14 protein-coding genes and 1 pseudogene are annotated in these 13,705 nt (G+C 58.3%); 7 read left to right on the forward strand and 8 right to left on the reverse strand.

Annotated features, from left to right (window positions below):
• Nucleotides 1-51 precede the first annotated feature (51 nt).
• Nucleotides 52-921 (forward strand): TauD/TfdA dioxygenase family protein, encoded by an 870-nt coding sequence (locus RYB66_RS22485; protein ID WP_005744301.1) that lies wholly within the window; start codon nucleotides 52-54, stop codon nucleotides 919-921.
• A 41-nt stretch (nucleotides 922-962) separates the two neighbouring features.
• On the opposite strand, the gene RYB66_RS22490 is transcribed toward RYB66_RS22485, so the two are convergent.
• On the reverse strand, nucleotides 963-1,478 hold the full coding sequence (locus tag RYB66_RS22490; protein WP_005744303.1) for a GNAT family N-acetyltransferase: 516 nt from the start codon (nucleotides 1,476-1,478) through the stop codon (nucleotides 963-965).
• 153 nt (nucleotides 1,479-1,631) lie between these two features.
• Between RYB66_RS22490 and RYB66_RS22495 the strand changes: the two genes are divergently transcribed.
• The 3 genes and pseudogenes from RYB66_RS22495 to RYB66_RS26725 all read left to right on the forward strand — a co-directional run bounded on the left by RYB66_RS22495 (nucleotide 1,632) and on the right by RYB66_RS26725 (nucleotide 4,956).
• Entirely contained in the window at nucleotides 1,632-2,759 is a 1,128-nt protein-coding gene (locus tag RYB66_RS22495; RefSeq protein ID WP_044299297.1) for a saccharopine dehydrogenase family protein, read from the forward strand.
• A 397-nt stretch (nucleotides 2,760-3,156) separates the two neighbouring features.
• Nucleotides 3,157-4,050 (forward strand): annotated as a pseudogene (locus RYB66_RS26720) (methyl-accepting chemotaxis protein); the annotation flags it as partial.
• Nucleotides 4,051-4,251: 201 nt separating this feature from the next.
• Complete coding sequence (locus tag RYB66_RS26725) at nucleotides 4,252-4,956, forward strand: methyl-accepting chemotaxis protein (protein ID WP_371217786.1); 705 nt, start codon at nucleotides 4,252-4,254, stop codon at nucleotides 4,954-4,956.
• Nucleotides 4,957-4,986: 30 nt separating this feature from the next.
• Here RYB66_RS26725 and RYB66_RS22505 read toward each other — a convergent pair whose 3' ends face one another.
• The gene (locus RYB66_RS22505) at nucleotides 4,987-5,919 is read right to left on the reverse strand and encodes a DMT family transporter (protein WP_316895484.1); all 933 of its coding nucleotides are present in this window, start codon (nucleotides 5,917-5,919) and stop codon (nucleotides 4,987-4,989) included.
• Between the two features lie 74 nt (nucleotides 5,920-5,993).
• On the opposite strand from RYB66_RS22505, the gene RYB66_RS22510 reads away from it, so the two are divergent.
• Nucleotides 5,994-6,848 (forward strand): LysR family transcriptional regulator, encoded by an 855-nt coding sequence (locus RYB66_RS22510; RefSeq protein ID WP_054996354.1) that lies wholly within the window; start codon nucleotides 5,994-5,996, stop codon nucleotides 6,846-6,848.
• Between the two features lie 36 nt (nucleotides 6,849-6,884).
• Here the strand turns inward: RYB66_RS22510 and RYB66_RS22515 are convergent, their stop codons facing one another.
• From RYB66_RS22515 to RYB66_RS22525, 3 genes are all read right to left on the reverse strand, one after another.
• Nucleotides 6,885-7,169 carry a type II toxin-antitoxin system RelE/ParE family toxin gene (locus RYB66_RS22515; protein WP_005755973.1) on the reverse strand — a complete coding sequence of 95 codons (285 nt, stop codon included), beginning with the start codon at nucleotides 7,167-7,169 and terminating at the stop codon, nucleotides 6,885-6,887.
• Complete coding sequence (locus tag RYB66_RS22520; protein WP_011168200.1) at nucleotides 7,159-7,398, reverse strand: CopG family ribbon-helix-helix protein; 240 nt, start codon at nucleotides 7,396-7,398, stop codon at nucleotides 7,159-7,161. The genes RYB66_RS22515 and RYB66_RS22520 overlap by 11 nt, the downstream gene beginning before the upstream one ends.
• A gap of 159 nt (nucleotides 7,399-7,557) precedes the next feature.
• Complete coding sequence (locus RYB66_RS22525; RefSeq protein WP_011168201.1) at nucleotides 7,558-8,574, reverse strand: 1-aminocyclopropane-1-carboxylate deaminase; 1,017 nt, start codon at nucleotides 8,572-8,574, stop codon at nucleotides 7,558-7,560.
• Nucleotides 8,575-8,760: 186 nt separating this feature from the next.
• On the opposite strand from RYB66_RS22525, the gene RYB66_RS22530 reads away from it, so the two are divergent.
• Both RYB66_RS22530 and RYB66_RS22535 read left to right on the forward strand, forming a co-directional pair.
• Complete coding sequence (locus RYB66_RS22530) at nucleotides 8,761-9,267, forward strand: Lrp/AsnC family transcriptional regulator (protein ID WP_004658394.1); 507 nt, start codon at nucleotides 8,761-8,763, stop codon at nucleotides 9,265-9,267.
• Between the two features lie 149 nt (nucleotides 9,268-9,416).
• Nucleotides 9,417-10,325: a DUF808 domain-containing protein gene (locus RYB66_RS22535; protein WP_316895487.1), complete on the forward strand. Its 909-nt coding sequence runs from the start codon at nucleotides 9,417-9,419 to the stop codon at nucleotides 10,323-10,325.
• A 178-nt stretch (nucleotides 10,326-10,503) separates the two neighbouring features.
• Here RYB66_RS22535 and RYB66_RS22540 read toward each other — a convergent pair whose 3' ends face one another.
• From RYB66_RS22540 to RYB66_RS22550, 3 genes are all read right to left on the reverse strand, one after another.
• On the reverse strand, nucleotides 10,504-11,289 hold the full coding sequence (locus RYB66_RS22540; RefSeq protein WP_002552796.1) for an outer membrane protein OmpK: 786 nt from the start codon (nucleotides 11,287-11,289) through the stop codon (nucleotides 10,504-10,506).
• 392 nt (nucleotides 11,290-11,681) lie between these two features.
• Nucleotides 11,682-12,956, reverse strand: coding sequence for a urate hydroxylase PuuD (locus tag RYB66_RS22545; protein ID WP_316895489.1), 1,275 nt, complete (start codon nucleotides 12,954-12,956; stop codon nucleotides 11,682-11,684).
• Between the two features lie 5 nt (nucleotides 12,957-12,961).
• Nucleotides 12,962-13,474: an ureidoglycolate lyase gene (locus tag RYB66_RS22550; protein ID WP_004643995.1), complete on the reverse strand. Its 513-nt coding sequence runs from the start codon at nucleotides 13,472-13,474 to the stop codon at nucleotides 12,962-12,964.
• Nucleotides 13,475-13,705: the final 231 nt, after the last annotated feature.

The following is a 13,705-nucleotide window of genomic DNA, read 5'->3' on the forward strand; positions in this document are numbered from 1 at the left end:
CAGTTACGGACATGGTGATCGACCATGCCAACCATTCAAGGGTGAGGGATCATGGATCAAATGGCACTCAAGGCCATCGAAGGCATCGCGGGGGCGCCTCGCGCGCCGTATCACAGCATCACGGTCAACCGCCTGACACCGATCATCGGTGCCGAAGTCGGCGGTGTCGACCTGTCGCAGCCACTCAATGCGGAGCAACTGACGGAAATCCGCCGTGCCTTTCTGGAGAATCACGTGCTGGTGTTTCGTGATCAGCACTTGACGGTCGAACAGCATAAAGCCTTTGGCCGGCTGTTTGGACCGTTACGTGCCTTGCCGGTAGAAAGCATTGATGGCGATGACCCGGAGCTGGTCGTGGTGCGCGCCAACGCCCAGTCACGCTTCGCTGCTGGCGAGCTGTGGCACACCGACGGCACCGCCGACCTGGAACCGTCGATGGGCTCGATGCTGTATGTCAAAGAGACGCCCGCCATTGGAACCGGTGGCGACACGCTGTTTGCCAACATGCACCTGGCCATAGAAATGCTCTCGCCTGCGATGCAGGCGTTTCTTGGCGAACTGACGGCCATTCACGATGGCGAGATTCCGTGGAAGGGCTATCAGCCGCCTGCCAACCTTCCCAAAAGCGAGCACCCGGTGGTGGTTCGCCACCCTGAAACCGGACGCCGCAGCCTGTTCGTCAATTCCGGTTTCACCTCGCATATCGTGCAACTGTCCGCAGGAGAGAGCCGCACGCTGCTGAACATGCTGTTCGACCTGATCGCCCGTGAACCCTGTCTCAGTTGCCGCGTGCGCTGGGAGCCCAACACGCTGGTGTTCTGGGATAACCGCTGCACCCAGCATCACGCGGTGTGGGATTACTTCCCGCACTCGCGCTATGGCGAGCGAGTGACGATTCTGGGAGGGCGGCCCAAAGCCTGAGCCGCTTGCCGCAGCCTGGCGAACGCTTGGCTGCGGGCTTGTCACCTCAGTCGCAGGTGATATTTCAGGTCATCGAACCACTGATCGCCGATCTGATAGGCCTGCGGGACGCGGCGTTCGAAAGAGAAACCGCATTTCTCCAGCACCTTGCAGGAGGCAATGTTGCCATCGGTCACGGTCGATTCCAGTGAATCGAGGCCGATGGCGGCAGCGTAGTCGATGATTGCCCGGCGGGATTCGGTGCCGAAGCCTTTGCCTTGGTGTTCCGGCAGCAACAGACAGCCTACTTCGGCATGCCCTGGCGACATGATGCGAAAGCCGCTGACCCCCAGCTCCACGCCGCTCTGCTTGTCGACGACCACCAGGCACAGCCAGTGATCGGACTCTGGCGTCCACACCGGGAGGCGATGATCAAAGCCTTTGCGAACTTGTGCTTCTTCGATTTCCCCGAAGACGTACTGCATGGTCTGAGGCTCGGAGTGCAGCCTCAGAAACAACGGCCAGTCACTGGCGAACAGGGTCCGCAGATAAAGCCGCTCGGTGTGTAGTTTCAGCATCCGTTGCTCCTTGCACGATCAAAAAGGCACAGGGTTTTGTACCCGGCCTGCGGCCAATGATCAATAATGCACGCGCATTTCATTGCCATTGCTCACGGCAATCGTGGCGCAACGAGGCAGGGTCACATCCTTCTGCAGGTCAGGGACGAGTCAATGGCATTTCGCGTATTGGTCATCGGCGGCTACGGTAACTTCGGCAGCCTTATCTGCAATCATCTGGTGATGATGCCGGACATTGAACTGGTCATTTCCGGCCGTGACAGCCGCAAGCTGGCGGAAAAAGTCGCTGAGTTGCAAACACTGGGTAGTAAATCCTGCGAGAGCTGGTGTGTGGATATCATGCAAGACGGCGCTGGCAGCCAACTTCGCGCGCTGGGCATTGACCTGCTTATCCACACGGCGGGGCCTTTTCAGGGGCAGTCGTATGCCGTGGCCCGGCATTGCATCGCGGCGGGTGTGAATTATTGCGACCTGTCGGATTGCCGGACCTTCGTCTCCGGTATCGCCACTCTGGATGCCTTAGCGCGTGAGGCGGGCGTCTGTGTGCTGAGCGGTTGCAGCTCGGTGCCGACGCTTTCGGCGGCCATCATCGATCAGCATCGCCAGCGTTTTCTGCGCATCGATTCGATAGAGCATGGCATCTCCTCGGCAGCGAAAATGCCCGGTCTGTCGACCGTGCGTGGCGTACTGGCCAATGCCGGGCGGCCGATCAGGCAACTGCGCAACGGCAAGGTCCACGAAGTCCATGGCTGGATGGACCTGACCCTGCGCCGGATGCCCGGCATGGGCACACGGCTGGTGGCCAATGTCGACGTCCCGGACCTGGATGTATTCGCGACACGTTATGCCGCGCAGCATCTGAGCTTCAAGGCCGGCTCCGCGCTCAAGGCCGGCGGCATCGCGACCTGGCTGCTGGCGCTGGCGATTCGCTGTGGGCTGCTGCGCGATCCTGCGTCGTGGGCCGAGCGCCTGTACCGTTGGGGCGCGCGCTTTGAACACTGGGGTGATCGAAAGAGCGCGATGTACATCGATGTCGATGGCGTCGACCTCACCGGCCAGCCGCTGCACATGCGTGCGCAATTGACTGCACTGAACGACAAGGGCCCAGAGATCCCCGGCAGTGCTGCCGTCGCGCTGAGCGGCAAAATGGCCGGTGGCTATCGCCCACAACCGGGCGCACGGGCCTGCGTCGGAGAAATCACCGTAGACGAGTACCTGGCAGCGATCAACGAGCCGGAAAACATCCGGCTGGATGTTCATTTCACCGACCGCAACGTCTGACGCTGTTGCCAATCTCCGATGGCTCCGTACAGGCGAAGATCAAGGCAGTTTCATTGCGTGATCTTCCGGTTTCGCGCGGTGCCAATCATCGGAAAAATTCTGCTCAGGCGATTTAAATAAATATTCATCATCGCGCTCCGGCCACGTAATTCTTGGGCTTCAGGGTGCCTTCGATTGGCGCGTGCGTGATTCCGATAACGTTAACTATCAAGTTAAATCTTTCAGCGCCGATTCACGTGCATCCCGAAAAATCAAAGGCACACACGTAATGAGCGCAAAATGGTTGGACAATCTGAAAGTCAGCAAGAAGCTCGGACTGGGCTTTGCCGCTATTTTGCTCGGAGTACTGACCGTCACCGTCATCGGCTACTCCAGCACCAACCTGCTGATCGAGCGCATGGGTAAAAGCAGCAAGGTCGCGGAGATCAAGGCTGACGTTCTGAATGCCCGGATTGCTGCGCAAGCCTATGCGACCGGCCCTACCGCCGCAGGTGTGCAGAATTACGCCAGCGCGCTGGATACCTTGAGCCGCAGTGTCGATCAGGGCCTGCAAGTGTTCGTGATATCGAGCAACCTGGCCAAGCTGCGCGAGATCAAGGAGCAGGTGGGCGGTCTGAAGCAGACGTTCGACCAATTGGTCGGCATCAATCAGAAAGTCGACGAGGCGTTGAAACCGATCATCAAGGTTTCCGATGACGTCAGCGCGACCTTTGAGAATTTGCTGAACAAGACCATTGACGACACCTTGCGTTCGCCGAATGAAACCGGCATCAGGCAGGTCAAGATCGCTGGCGACCTGCGTAACGGCATGACCAATTTCCGTCTGGTGTTTCGCCGCTACCTGAGCGTTCCGAATGCCGACAACCGTCAGGCCACCTATAAGGCCGCCGACGCCCTGATCGCACAAGTGGACGCCGCTCGCAGCCAATTGCCTGTCGAGGCAAATGCTGCAGTGGATGCCGCGTTGGTGGCGTTGAAACAATACAAGGTCCTGATGTCGTCGATTTCGGACATGCTGCAGCAGACCGAGCAAGTCCGTACCGATCTGCAACAGCAATCCATAGCGACCGCTGCCCGTGCCGATGATCTGGCGGCGTTGCAGGTCATCAGTGCCAAGAAGGAACAACAAACCGCTGTGGTGCAATTGCTGAGCGTAGCGCTGGTCGTGCTGCTGGTCGGCATCTTTGCTGCGTTCCTGATCACGCGTCAGATTACCGTGCCGTTGAACAGCACCGTGATTGCGGCGCGCCGGATTGCGGACGGTGATCTGACCCATGACAGCAGCACCACCCGCCAGGACGAACTGGGCCTGCTGCAGAACACCATGCAGCACATGACGGTTTCTCTGCGCGGCCTGATCGGTGGCATCGGCAACGGTGTGACACAGATCGCCACGGCGGCCGAACAATTGTCTGCTGTCAGCGAACAGACCAGTGCCGGCGTCACGTTGCAAAAAAACGAAGTCGACCAGGTTGCCACCGCCATGAACGAAATGGCGTCGACCGTGCAGGAAGTAGCACGCAATACCGAAGACGCTTCGCTGGCGGCCAAACAGGCCAGCGAACGTGCCGCTCACGGTAGCAGTGTGGTGCAGCACGCCACTCGCGAAATCGGCCAATTGGCCGGTGAAGTGAAACAGCTGGGCGAAGCCATGCAGCGCCTCACCGAAGACAGTGGCAAGATCGGTAGCGTGATTGACGTGATCAAGGCCGTTGCCGAACAAACCAACCTGCTGGCGCTCAACGCGGCCATCGAGGCTGCACGTGCGGGTGAGCAGGGCCGTGGTTTTGCGGTGGTGGCTGACGAAGTACGTTCGCTGGCTCAGCGTACCCAGAACTCCACCACGGAAATCGAAGCGCTGATTCAGGCGTTGCAAAAAGGTACAGGTGCCGCATCGGGTCTGATGGATGCCAGCCTGCAACGCACCGAAGGCACAGTCGTGCTGGCTCGTCAGGCCGAGCAGGCACTGGTTGAGATCAATCAGTCCATCGGTACGATCGAGCAGATGAGCCAGCAGATTTCTGCCGCGGCCGAGCAGCAGAGCGCCGTGACCGACGAAATCAACCGCAGCGTGCTTAGCGTGCGCGACATTGCCGATCAATCGGCTTCGGCAACCGAGCAAAGCGCCGCATCGACTGTAGAACTGGCCCGTTTGGGCAGCGATTTGCAGAGCATGGTGGCGCGTTTCAAGATTTAACTTCCCTGCATCAGGCGCCTTGTGACTCGGTCACGAGGCGACCTGCCGCGCTTCCGCCCGTACGACCATCCACACACCGACACCCGACACCGCCATGCCTGACGCCATCTGCCAGGACAGCGGCTCGTTGAACTTCACCCAGGCCCAGAGCATTGTCACCGGTGGGCTGAGGTACAGCACGCTGGCAACGCGGGTGGCTGATGCGCGGCGCAGACACACCCAGTAAAGTCCGTAGCCGCCAAGCGTCGCCAGCCCCACCGTCCAGATCACGCTCAACGCAAACCCGGTACTGGGAATGGGGGCCAGGCTGCCCTGTGTTCCCTGGATGATGGCGAACGCGAAGCTCGATATAAAACATTGCAGCCACAGGTTGGGAAGCAGGTCCATGGGCTGCATGTGGGTCGAATGTTTCTGCCACAGTGTCGCGATGGCTAGCGACAACATGCCCAGCAGTGGCAGGCCGTAAGCCCACAATGGCGCATCTCCCACCGCCAGCGCGCTGTACGTGACCAGCACCACGCCGACCAGACCGACCACCAGCCCCGCCCAGATTTGCCAGACAAGTCGCTGCCCGAGCACGGCGGCAGCCAGCAGTGCCATGCCCATCGGCAACAAGTCGGCAAACAGCGCCGCGAGTCCCGCAGGTACGCCCAGCGCGATGCCCTGCGTAACGCCTGCGACATAGCCCGCCATGGCCAGCAGACCGATGCCCGCATTTTTCAACAGCGTGGCAGGCGGTATCGATCTTAGTTGCCTCGCGACGAAAGGCAGCAGGATCAACGTGACCACCACACAACGCCAGAACACCACCAGCAATGGTGGTGCGTAATTAAGCGAAAACCGCGCGCCGATGAAACCCGAGCTCCAGGTCAGGACAAGGGTTGCTTCCAGCAAGATAAGGGGAATGGCCTGATGCCAGGCAGGCCGCGTTACGCTCGGAGAAATCGATAGGTGCTGATTCATGGACACAGGTTACGAAGTCAGCGTAATCTAATAAATCAAAATTAAGTGCAGTAGTTATTCAGGTTTTATGAATCATGAGCGCAATTCTCGATATCGAACTGATACGTACTTTTCATGCCGTGGCGCGAATAGGGAAGTTTTCTGCGGCTGCCGAGCAACTTCACAAAAGCCCCGCGGCAGTCAGTGTGCATATCCAGCGGCTTGAGGCGGTAGCGGGCGGGCGTTTGCTCAATCGGGACAACCAGGCGGTGTCTCTCACTGCGCTGGGCAAGCGTTTGCTGGTCTCGACGACGGAATTGCTGTCCACCCATGACCGCGTGCTGGCTGATCTGCAAGGGACTCATCTGGCTGGGCGCATCACGCTGGGTGTTCCGGATGAGTACGCCGTTCATGTCATCCGCGACATCCTGCCGGTGTTCGCTGCGGCCTGGCCCAATGTGGTGCTGGAATTGAAAACCGCACCCAGCTACACCCTGCGCGAGCAGGTTGCGCGCGGCAAGTTGCAGACAGCAGTGATCGCGCAACCCAAAGGGCAGCCAAGTGCTGATACGCAGTTTCTGGTATCTACCAAGCCGGTCTGGGTCGGGCCGGCCAGCGTCGCACTGGGATCTGCGGACCCGTTGCCGCTGGCCATTCACGCAGCGCAATGTCCTTATCGTGAAGCCATGATGGCGTCGCTCAAAGACAACGGCCGCAAAATCCGTGTAGTTCTCGAAAGCCCGTCCAATCAGGCGATCAAAGCCTGTGTGGAAGCGGGCCTGGCGATCAGCCTTATTGATCGGAGCGGAGTCACGGAAGCCATGCAGATTCTCGATGACCTGCCTGAAATTCCCGAGCACGAAATCGTCTTCCTGCGCTCGCCGTCGTCACAGAACGACGAGGCGGTGAGCCTGCTGGCGCAGGCGCTGCAGAAGTATTTTCGGCTTTGATAGTGAAGCTGTGTGCACAGTAAACGTGTCTGCGGTTCACCACACGGGGGGCGATTGTCTTCTGGTGTGGAAAATCCTTAGAACCTGTAGCCGGCCGCTACGGATGCGATATGGAATCAGGTAAGGCAGGTCTGGCAGAGGCCATTCTCTGGTTCCGGCAATCCGTCCTTCCCGGCCCATGGCGGGAAAGCTCGCGAGCTGCGTCACGCTTGATTGAATTGCTTTCACGAAAACTGCGGCAGCAGCTGGATTGTCCTGTGCGATATACGCTGCCTCCTCATCCAGATTCTTTAGCGCCGTTTTAAGCCACTCAACCTGCATTGCCAGACCATTTGTCCATGACAGCTTTTACGTCCTCTGTACTGGCGAACTCGCCAGCGTCGGCTTCTTCAATCGCGCGCTGAATTTCGGCAATCTGCCATGCCTCGCGAGTCAGGTATTCGCGGAGCGCGTCGAGGGCCAAAAATGACTTGCTGCGCCCGGTCGCCTTTGCAAGGTGTGCAAGGGTATCCGCCATTTCGTCCGGCAGACGTAGAGACATTGTGGACATATACACCTCACACGTAGTTATTTGTATTACATAAGGGTGCAGTGTAATACATGTGAATACACCTGTGGATGCAGTTTCCGTTTCAGGTCTGTCGGCTTTTTGAGCAGGTGCAAAATGGCCCGCGAATTCGCGGGCCATTCAGGCAACTTTCGGGATGGCTTAACCGTCCTTGAACAGAAAACTGTAGGCATTCAACGCCGGTACGCCGCCCAAATGTGCGTAGAGCACTTTTGAGCCCTCGGGGAATTCACCATTGCGCACCATGTCGATCATGCCGTGCATGGATTTGCCTTCGTAGACCGGGTCGGTCAATACGCCTTCAAGGCGCGCGCAAAGGCGAATGGCTTCAAGGGTGCCCTCGTTCGGCAGGCCGTATTCGGGGTAGGCGTAGCGGGTGTCGAGCACCACGTCTTCGGCGGTGATTTCGCGGCCCAGTTCCACCAGTTTTGCGGTGTTCTGAGCGATGCGCAGAACCTGCGCGCGGGTCTTTTCCGGTTTGGCCGACGCATCGATACCGATCACACGCTGTGCCCGGCCATCGGCCGCGAAGCCGACGAGCATGCCTGCGTGAGTGCTGCCGGTCACCGAGCAGACCACGATGTAGTCGAATTTGAAGCCGAGTTCTTCTTCCTGCTGGCGTACCTCATCGGCAAAACGCACGAATCCCAGGCCGCCATAAGGGTGTTCCGAGCAGCCCGCAGGAATCGGGAACGGCTTGCCACCGCTTTCCTCGACGTCGGACATGGCCTTTTCCCAGCTCGGCCGAATGCCGATATCGAAGCCTGCCGAGTCCAGGCGCACATCGGCCCCCATGATGCGTGACATCTCGATATTGCCCACTCGGTCGTACAGGGCGTCTGAATAGTTGACCCAGTTTTCCTGAACCAGCACGCATTTCATACCCAGATGCGCCGCGACTGCCGCCACCTGGCGGGTCTGGTTGGACTGGATGCCGCCGATCGACACCAGTGTGTCGTAGCCGCCGTCGATGGCTTCCGGCACCAGGTATTCCAGTTTGCGGGTTTTGTTACCGCCAAAGGCCAGACCGCTGTTGCAATCCTCGCGCTTGGCATACAACTCGACCTTGCCACCCAGATGCTCGCTCAAGCGTTTCAGAGGGGTGATGGGCGAGGGGCCGAAGGTCAGAGGGTAGCGCTTGAACTTGCTCAGGTTCATATCGGGGCTCCGTTGATAAGTTGATTCAGGCCTGCAAGGAATGAGTTCGACGTTTGAACGGTGTGCCTGAAGTGGTTCCTATCATAGGAAATAGCTGAATAATCGTGGTTGCAAAGAATTGTCTATTTGCAAAATCAGCGTTAGTGTCATGCCACTAATGCAAACTTTTATTTTGTGAAATTCATCATGAAAGCAATAAATGAACGCACTAAAAAGTCCGCTGGCGATGTAGCACCGCTGCTGGACAGGATTGACCGCGCCATTCTCAAGACCCTGCAACGTGACGCCTCGATTTCCAACGTGGCACTCGCCGAGAAGGTCAAGCTGAGTCCGCCTGCTTGTTTGCGGCGCGTCGAGCGTTTGAAGGAGGCGGGCGTTATCAAGGGCGTGGTAGCGTTGCTCAATGGCGACGTTCTGGACGCGGGCATGGTGGTGCTGATCGGTGTGGTGCTGGACCGCTCGACACCGGACTCATTTGCCCAATTTGAACAAGCCGCGCAGAAGGTGTCCGGCTGCATGGAGTTTCATGTGGTCACCGGCGAGTTCGATTACTTCATGCTGCTGCGCACCAAAGACAGTCAGAGTTTCAACCGCCTGCATGCCGAACAGCTGCTGTACTTGCCCGGTGTCAGACAGATCCGCTCGTTCATGGGACTGCGTCAGGTGGTGTCGACCACGCAATTACCCATTTAACCGGTTGCTCGACGTGGCCTGCCTGTACTACGCAGCGTCAAACGTTCACGTCTGATGAAGGTCAGAGTTGTTGACTGCCACACGATTGACCCTGGCGCATGATTCAATCAGTGCTATTTCCTTTTTTTACTTGCTCAAGGATTTTTATTTTGGCTGCTGGAAGCTTGCTTACCCTGCTCGACGATATTGCCACCCTGCTGGATGACGTGGCACTGGCCACCAAGAAAACCGCGGGTGTGCTGGGGGATGATCTGGCGCTCAATGCCCAGCAGGTCACCGGTGTTTCAGCCGATCGCGAACTGCCCGTTGTCTGGGCCGTGGCCAAGGGCTCGTTGCTCAACAAGGCAATCCTGGTTCCGGCGGCACTGTTGATCAGCGCCTTCGCGCCCTGGGCGATTCTTCCCTTGTTGATGATCGGCGGCGCGTTCCTATGCTTTGAAGGTTTCGAGAAAATCGCCCATAAATGGCTGCATCCCGAAACCGGCGAAGAGCATGATCAGCGCAAGCAGGCGGCCACGGATGCTTCAGTGGACATGGTGGCGTTCGAAAAGGACCGTATCAAAGGCGCGATTCGCACCGACTTCATTCTTTCGGCAGAAATCATCGTGCTGGCGCTGGGCGTAGTGTCGGCCCGACCGTTCATGGATCAGGTCGGTGTACTGGTTATTGTCGCTGTGCTGATTACCGTGGGTGTCTATGGACTGGTGGCAGGTATCGTCAAACTTGACGACCTGGGCCTGTACCTGAAAAAGACTGCAAGCTCTGCGGCGCAGAAAATCGGTGGTGCTTTGCTATGGCTTGCGCCGGTATTGATGAAGGTACTGTCGATTGTCGGTACTGCGGCCATGTTCATGGTCGGCGGCGGGATTCTGGTTCACGGTCTGCCGTTTGCTCACCATTGGGTCGAAGGCGTGACCGAAGCTGCAGCCGGTGCGGTGGGCGGGCTGTCGATGGTCGTCCCGACGCTGATCGATGCGGTCGCCGGGGTTATCGCTGGCGCGTTGCTGGTGTTGGTCGTAACGCTGATTGGCAAGGTCTGGAAAGCGGCTAGGGAGTGAGTGGAGGCGGGCGCCGCGCAGGAGTTGAATATCGTGCCAATGCTCCGCGTTGGCATGCATCCCGTGACGCTCCGCGTCACAGATCTGCGCAGCAACACCCTCTCAAGGTTGGGCGCAGGGGCTTCAGAAATGCGTTCCCGCGCTGAGCGCGGGAACGAGCGTCACAACCGGATCGTGCTTAGAAGAACACCTTCACCAGCAAACTCGCGGTGTTCTGGTCGGTGTCGAACGAGCGGCTGTCCTTGATGCCGTATTTGTTGGTCCAGTAATCGTATTCGATACCGACGTACAGCTGACGCTCAGGGTAATTCAGTGCCTTGCCCAGGTCATATTTGATCTGCGGGTTGAAGTGCAGGTTGGAGTGGTAAGTACCACGCGACGTCTTGTCGTTGTCCACTACCCAGTCCATGAAACCGTCGATCAGCACATCCGATTTGCCCATGGGGATGGTGTAGGACCACACCGGGGTAATCTGCCATACGCCATCGCCCGGACGGTTGCCTTCAGTCTGGCGCTGGTAGAAGTTCAGCTGGAAGTAGTCGAAACCCGGGATCTTCAAATCGAACGCCGGGCCGATCAGGTAAGACTCGTTATCGCCTTCGCCAAATTCGTAAGTTGCCGCAATCAGCACATCGCTGATCGGGCCGAACTCAAACTTCTGGCCAAATATCTTGCCCAGCGACAGGCGGGGCGAGAATTCACCGTAATAGGTGTTATCGCCAGCCGTTGCGTCTCCCTTACCGTTGTAGAAGATCTTGTCGACGAAGAAGAAGTTGTCGCCGTACTTCCAGCTGTCAGCATGTTCAAAGGTGAACGTCTGCTGGTTTGCCGGGTTGACGGCAAAGTCTCGTCCATTGAGATAGGTCAGGCTATTGCTCTGCCACTGGAAGATATCCCCGGCCATGGCTGGCGCAGCGGCCAGCAGACTGCTGGCCAGTAACACGCTGGAAAACGTACGGTTCATGCGGTGAGTCCCTTGAAGTAGATCGTGATTTTTTCAGACTGACGTTCTCTAAGTGACGCCTTGTCTGTGGTTGCAGTAATTTGTCTGTCTGGTCAGCTTTGTGTTGTTAGCAAGAGCTGCGCCAAACAGTGAAAAAAAGTTGAAGTAATCCCCAAACCGGCATCAACGTGTCGGTTTCAAGTCATTTTTTCGGGTCGACAGAGTCCTGACCGTACAGTCAGCTAGTTGGCTGTTCGGTCAAAGTCAGCGTACAAGGAGCGGTTGTCCGGTTTTGCAGCGGCGGCGGAGAATACTGACTTGCGTCGTCTGGCTCAAGTGCTCCAGCGCAGGGCGTCTGGAGCGAAAGTGGGGCGAGTGCGCCCCGTGTCAGGAGCGCTTGGTTAGCGAGGGGCTCAGTTAGTGTGTGCGCCTTGATCGACCCAGGCACCGACCAGTTCGCGTTCCTGCTGAGTCATCTGGGTGATGTTGCCCAATGGCATGATCGGCGATGTGACGGCCTGCGCCTTGATGCGCGGGGCCTGCTGCTGAATCTGTTCTGGTGTATCGAACATCACTCCCGCAGGCGCAACGCTGAACAACTGACTGGTAGGCGTGGCCGAATGGCACACCGTGCAACGATGCTGAATCACTTCATGCACTTTGGCGAAGTCCGCGCCGGTACTGGCAGGCTTGGCCTCGACCGGCGCGGTGACCGGCTCCGGAGGTTTCTCGTCGGCCCGATGACCGCCAACTGCGGTGCCGGGCAGCGGTTGGTAGACGATTTTCGCGGGAGGTTGCGCATGGCCGGTGACGTACGCCAGGCAGAGCATGCCCAGCGCAGCGACCGGCAGGGTCCAGGCGAATCGATGGCTGTCATGTCTTGTATTGAAATAGTGGCGCACCAGGACCGCCAGCAGTGCGATGCCCGCCAGAATCAGCCAGTTGTACTCACTGCCGTATGTGCTCGGAAAGTGGTTGCTGATCATGATGAACAGCACGGGCAGGGTGAAGTAGTTATTGTGACGCGAGCGCAGCAGGCCCTTGGCGGGCAGGCTTGGGTCAGGCGTGCGGTTCTCGGCAATTGCCGCCACCAGGGCGCGCTGGGCTGGCATGATGATGCGGAACACGTTGCCGACCATGATGGTGCCCATGATCGCGCCCACATGCAGATAGGCACCGCGACCGCTGAACACTTTGCTGAACCCGTACGCCGCGGCCACCAGCAGCAGGAACAGAATCAGGCCCAGCAGTGCAGGGCGCTTGCCCAGTGGCGAGTCGCACAAAAAACTGTAGATGAACCAGCCGACAAACAAGGAACCCAAGCCAATGTGCACGCCTTCGGCACCACTGAGGCTGCTGCCCGGCGCCAACAGGTACAACGTCGGATTGGCGTAGAACACCACGCACAACAGGGCCACGCCCGACAGCCAGGTTGAATACGCTTCCCATTTGAACCAGTGCAGATTCTCCGGCATGGTCGGCGGCGCGAGCTTGTACTTCTCCAGGTGATAAATGCCACCGCCGTGGATCGCCCATAAATCACCAGACAACCCTTCACGCGGGTTGCTGCGGTTGAGGTTGTTCTCCAGCCAGACAAAGTAGAACGATGCGCCGATCCAGGCCACGCCCACAATCATGTGAATCCAGCGTACGCCCAGATTCAGCCATTCCATCATATGTGCCAGCACGGTTTTTACCCTTCCAGTGGGTTGGGATCGAGAACCAGCAACTGGCTCTCGGCAAAGTAATGCTCGTCGCAGTTGTTGCCTTCGCCACTGCGATCAACCACCAGGAAGTCATCCCGCTTTTCGATCGTCAGCACCGGATGGTGCCAGACGCCGCGATGGTAATTGACACCCTGCCTGCCGTTCGACACGAAGGCGCGGGTCAGCTCTGATTCAGGCGCATCGCCAACCGGCGCGACCACGATCAGAAAGGGGTTGCCGAGCAGCGGGATGAAGGCCTGGCTGCCCTGCGGGTGACGCTCCAGCATGCCAATGGTCAACGGCATCGGCAGCGCTTCGGCGCGGAATATGCTGATGATCGCCTTGTCATCCGGTTGCGCGGTTTGCACTTCAGCCAGACGATGAAAGCGCATGGTCGAGCCGTTATTGATCATGAAATGATCGCTGCCATCGGTTTCGATCACATCACCGAATGGCGCAAAAGCTTCCTTGGTCAGTGGCTCGATTATCAGTTTGCGCATGCGGATTCTTCTTCAATGGCTTCAGGGTTTATCGCACTTGGCGCGCCTGGAATACGGTTCTCGCCTGCTTCTGCCCGAAGGGCGTGGGAGCGAACTTGTTCGCGAAAGGGCCGGTACACCCTCTGAAGATGTACCGTTTGGAACAACGCCTTCGCGAACAAGTTCGCTCCTACAGCCTTCGGCCAGAATCCAAATCAGGCCTGTGTACGATGCGGAGCGTGGGAACGAGAG

Source organism: Pseudomonas syringae group sp. 243L2 (assembly GCF_032587875.1).
Taxonomy (GTDB): domain Bacteria; phylum Pseudomonadota; class Gammaproteobacteria; order Pseudomonadales; family Pseudomonadaceae; genus Aquipseudomonas; species Aquipseudomonas amygdali.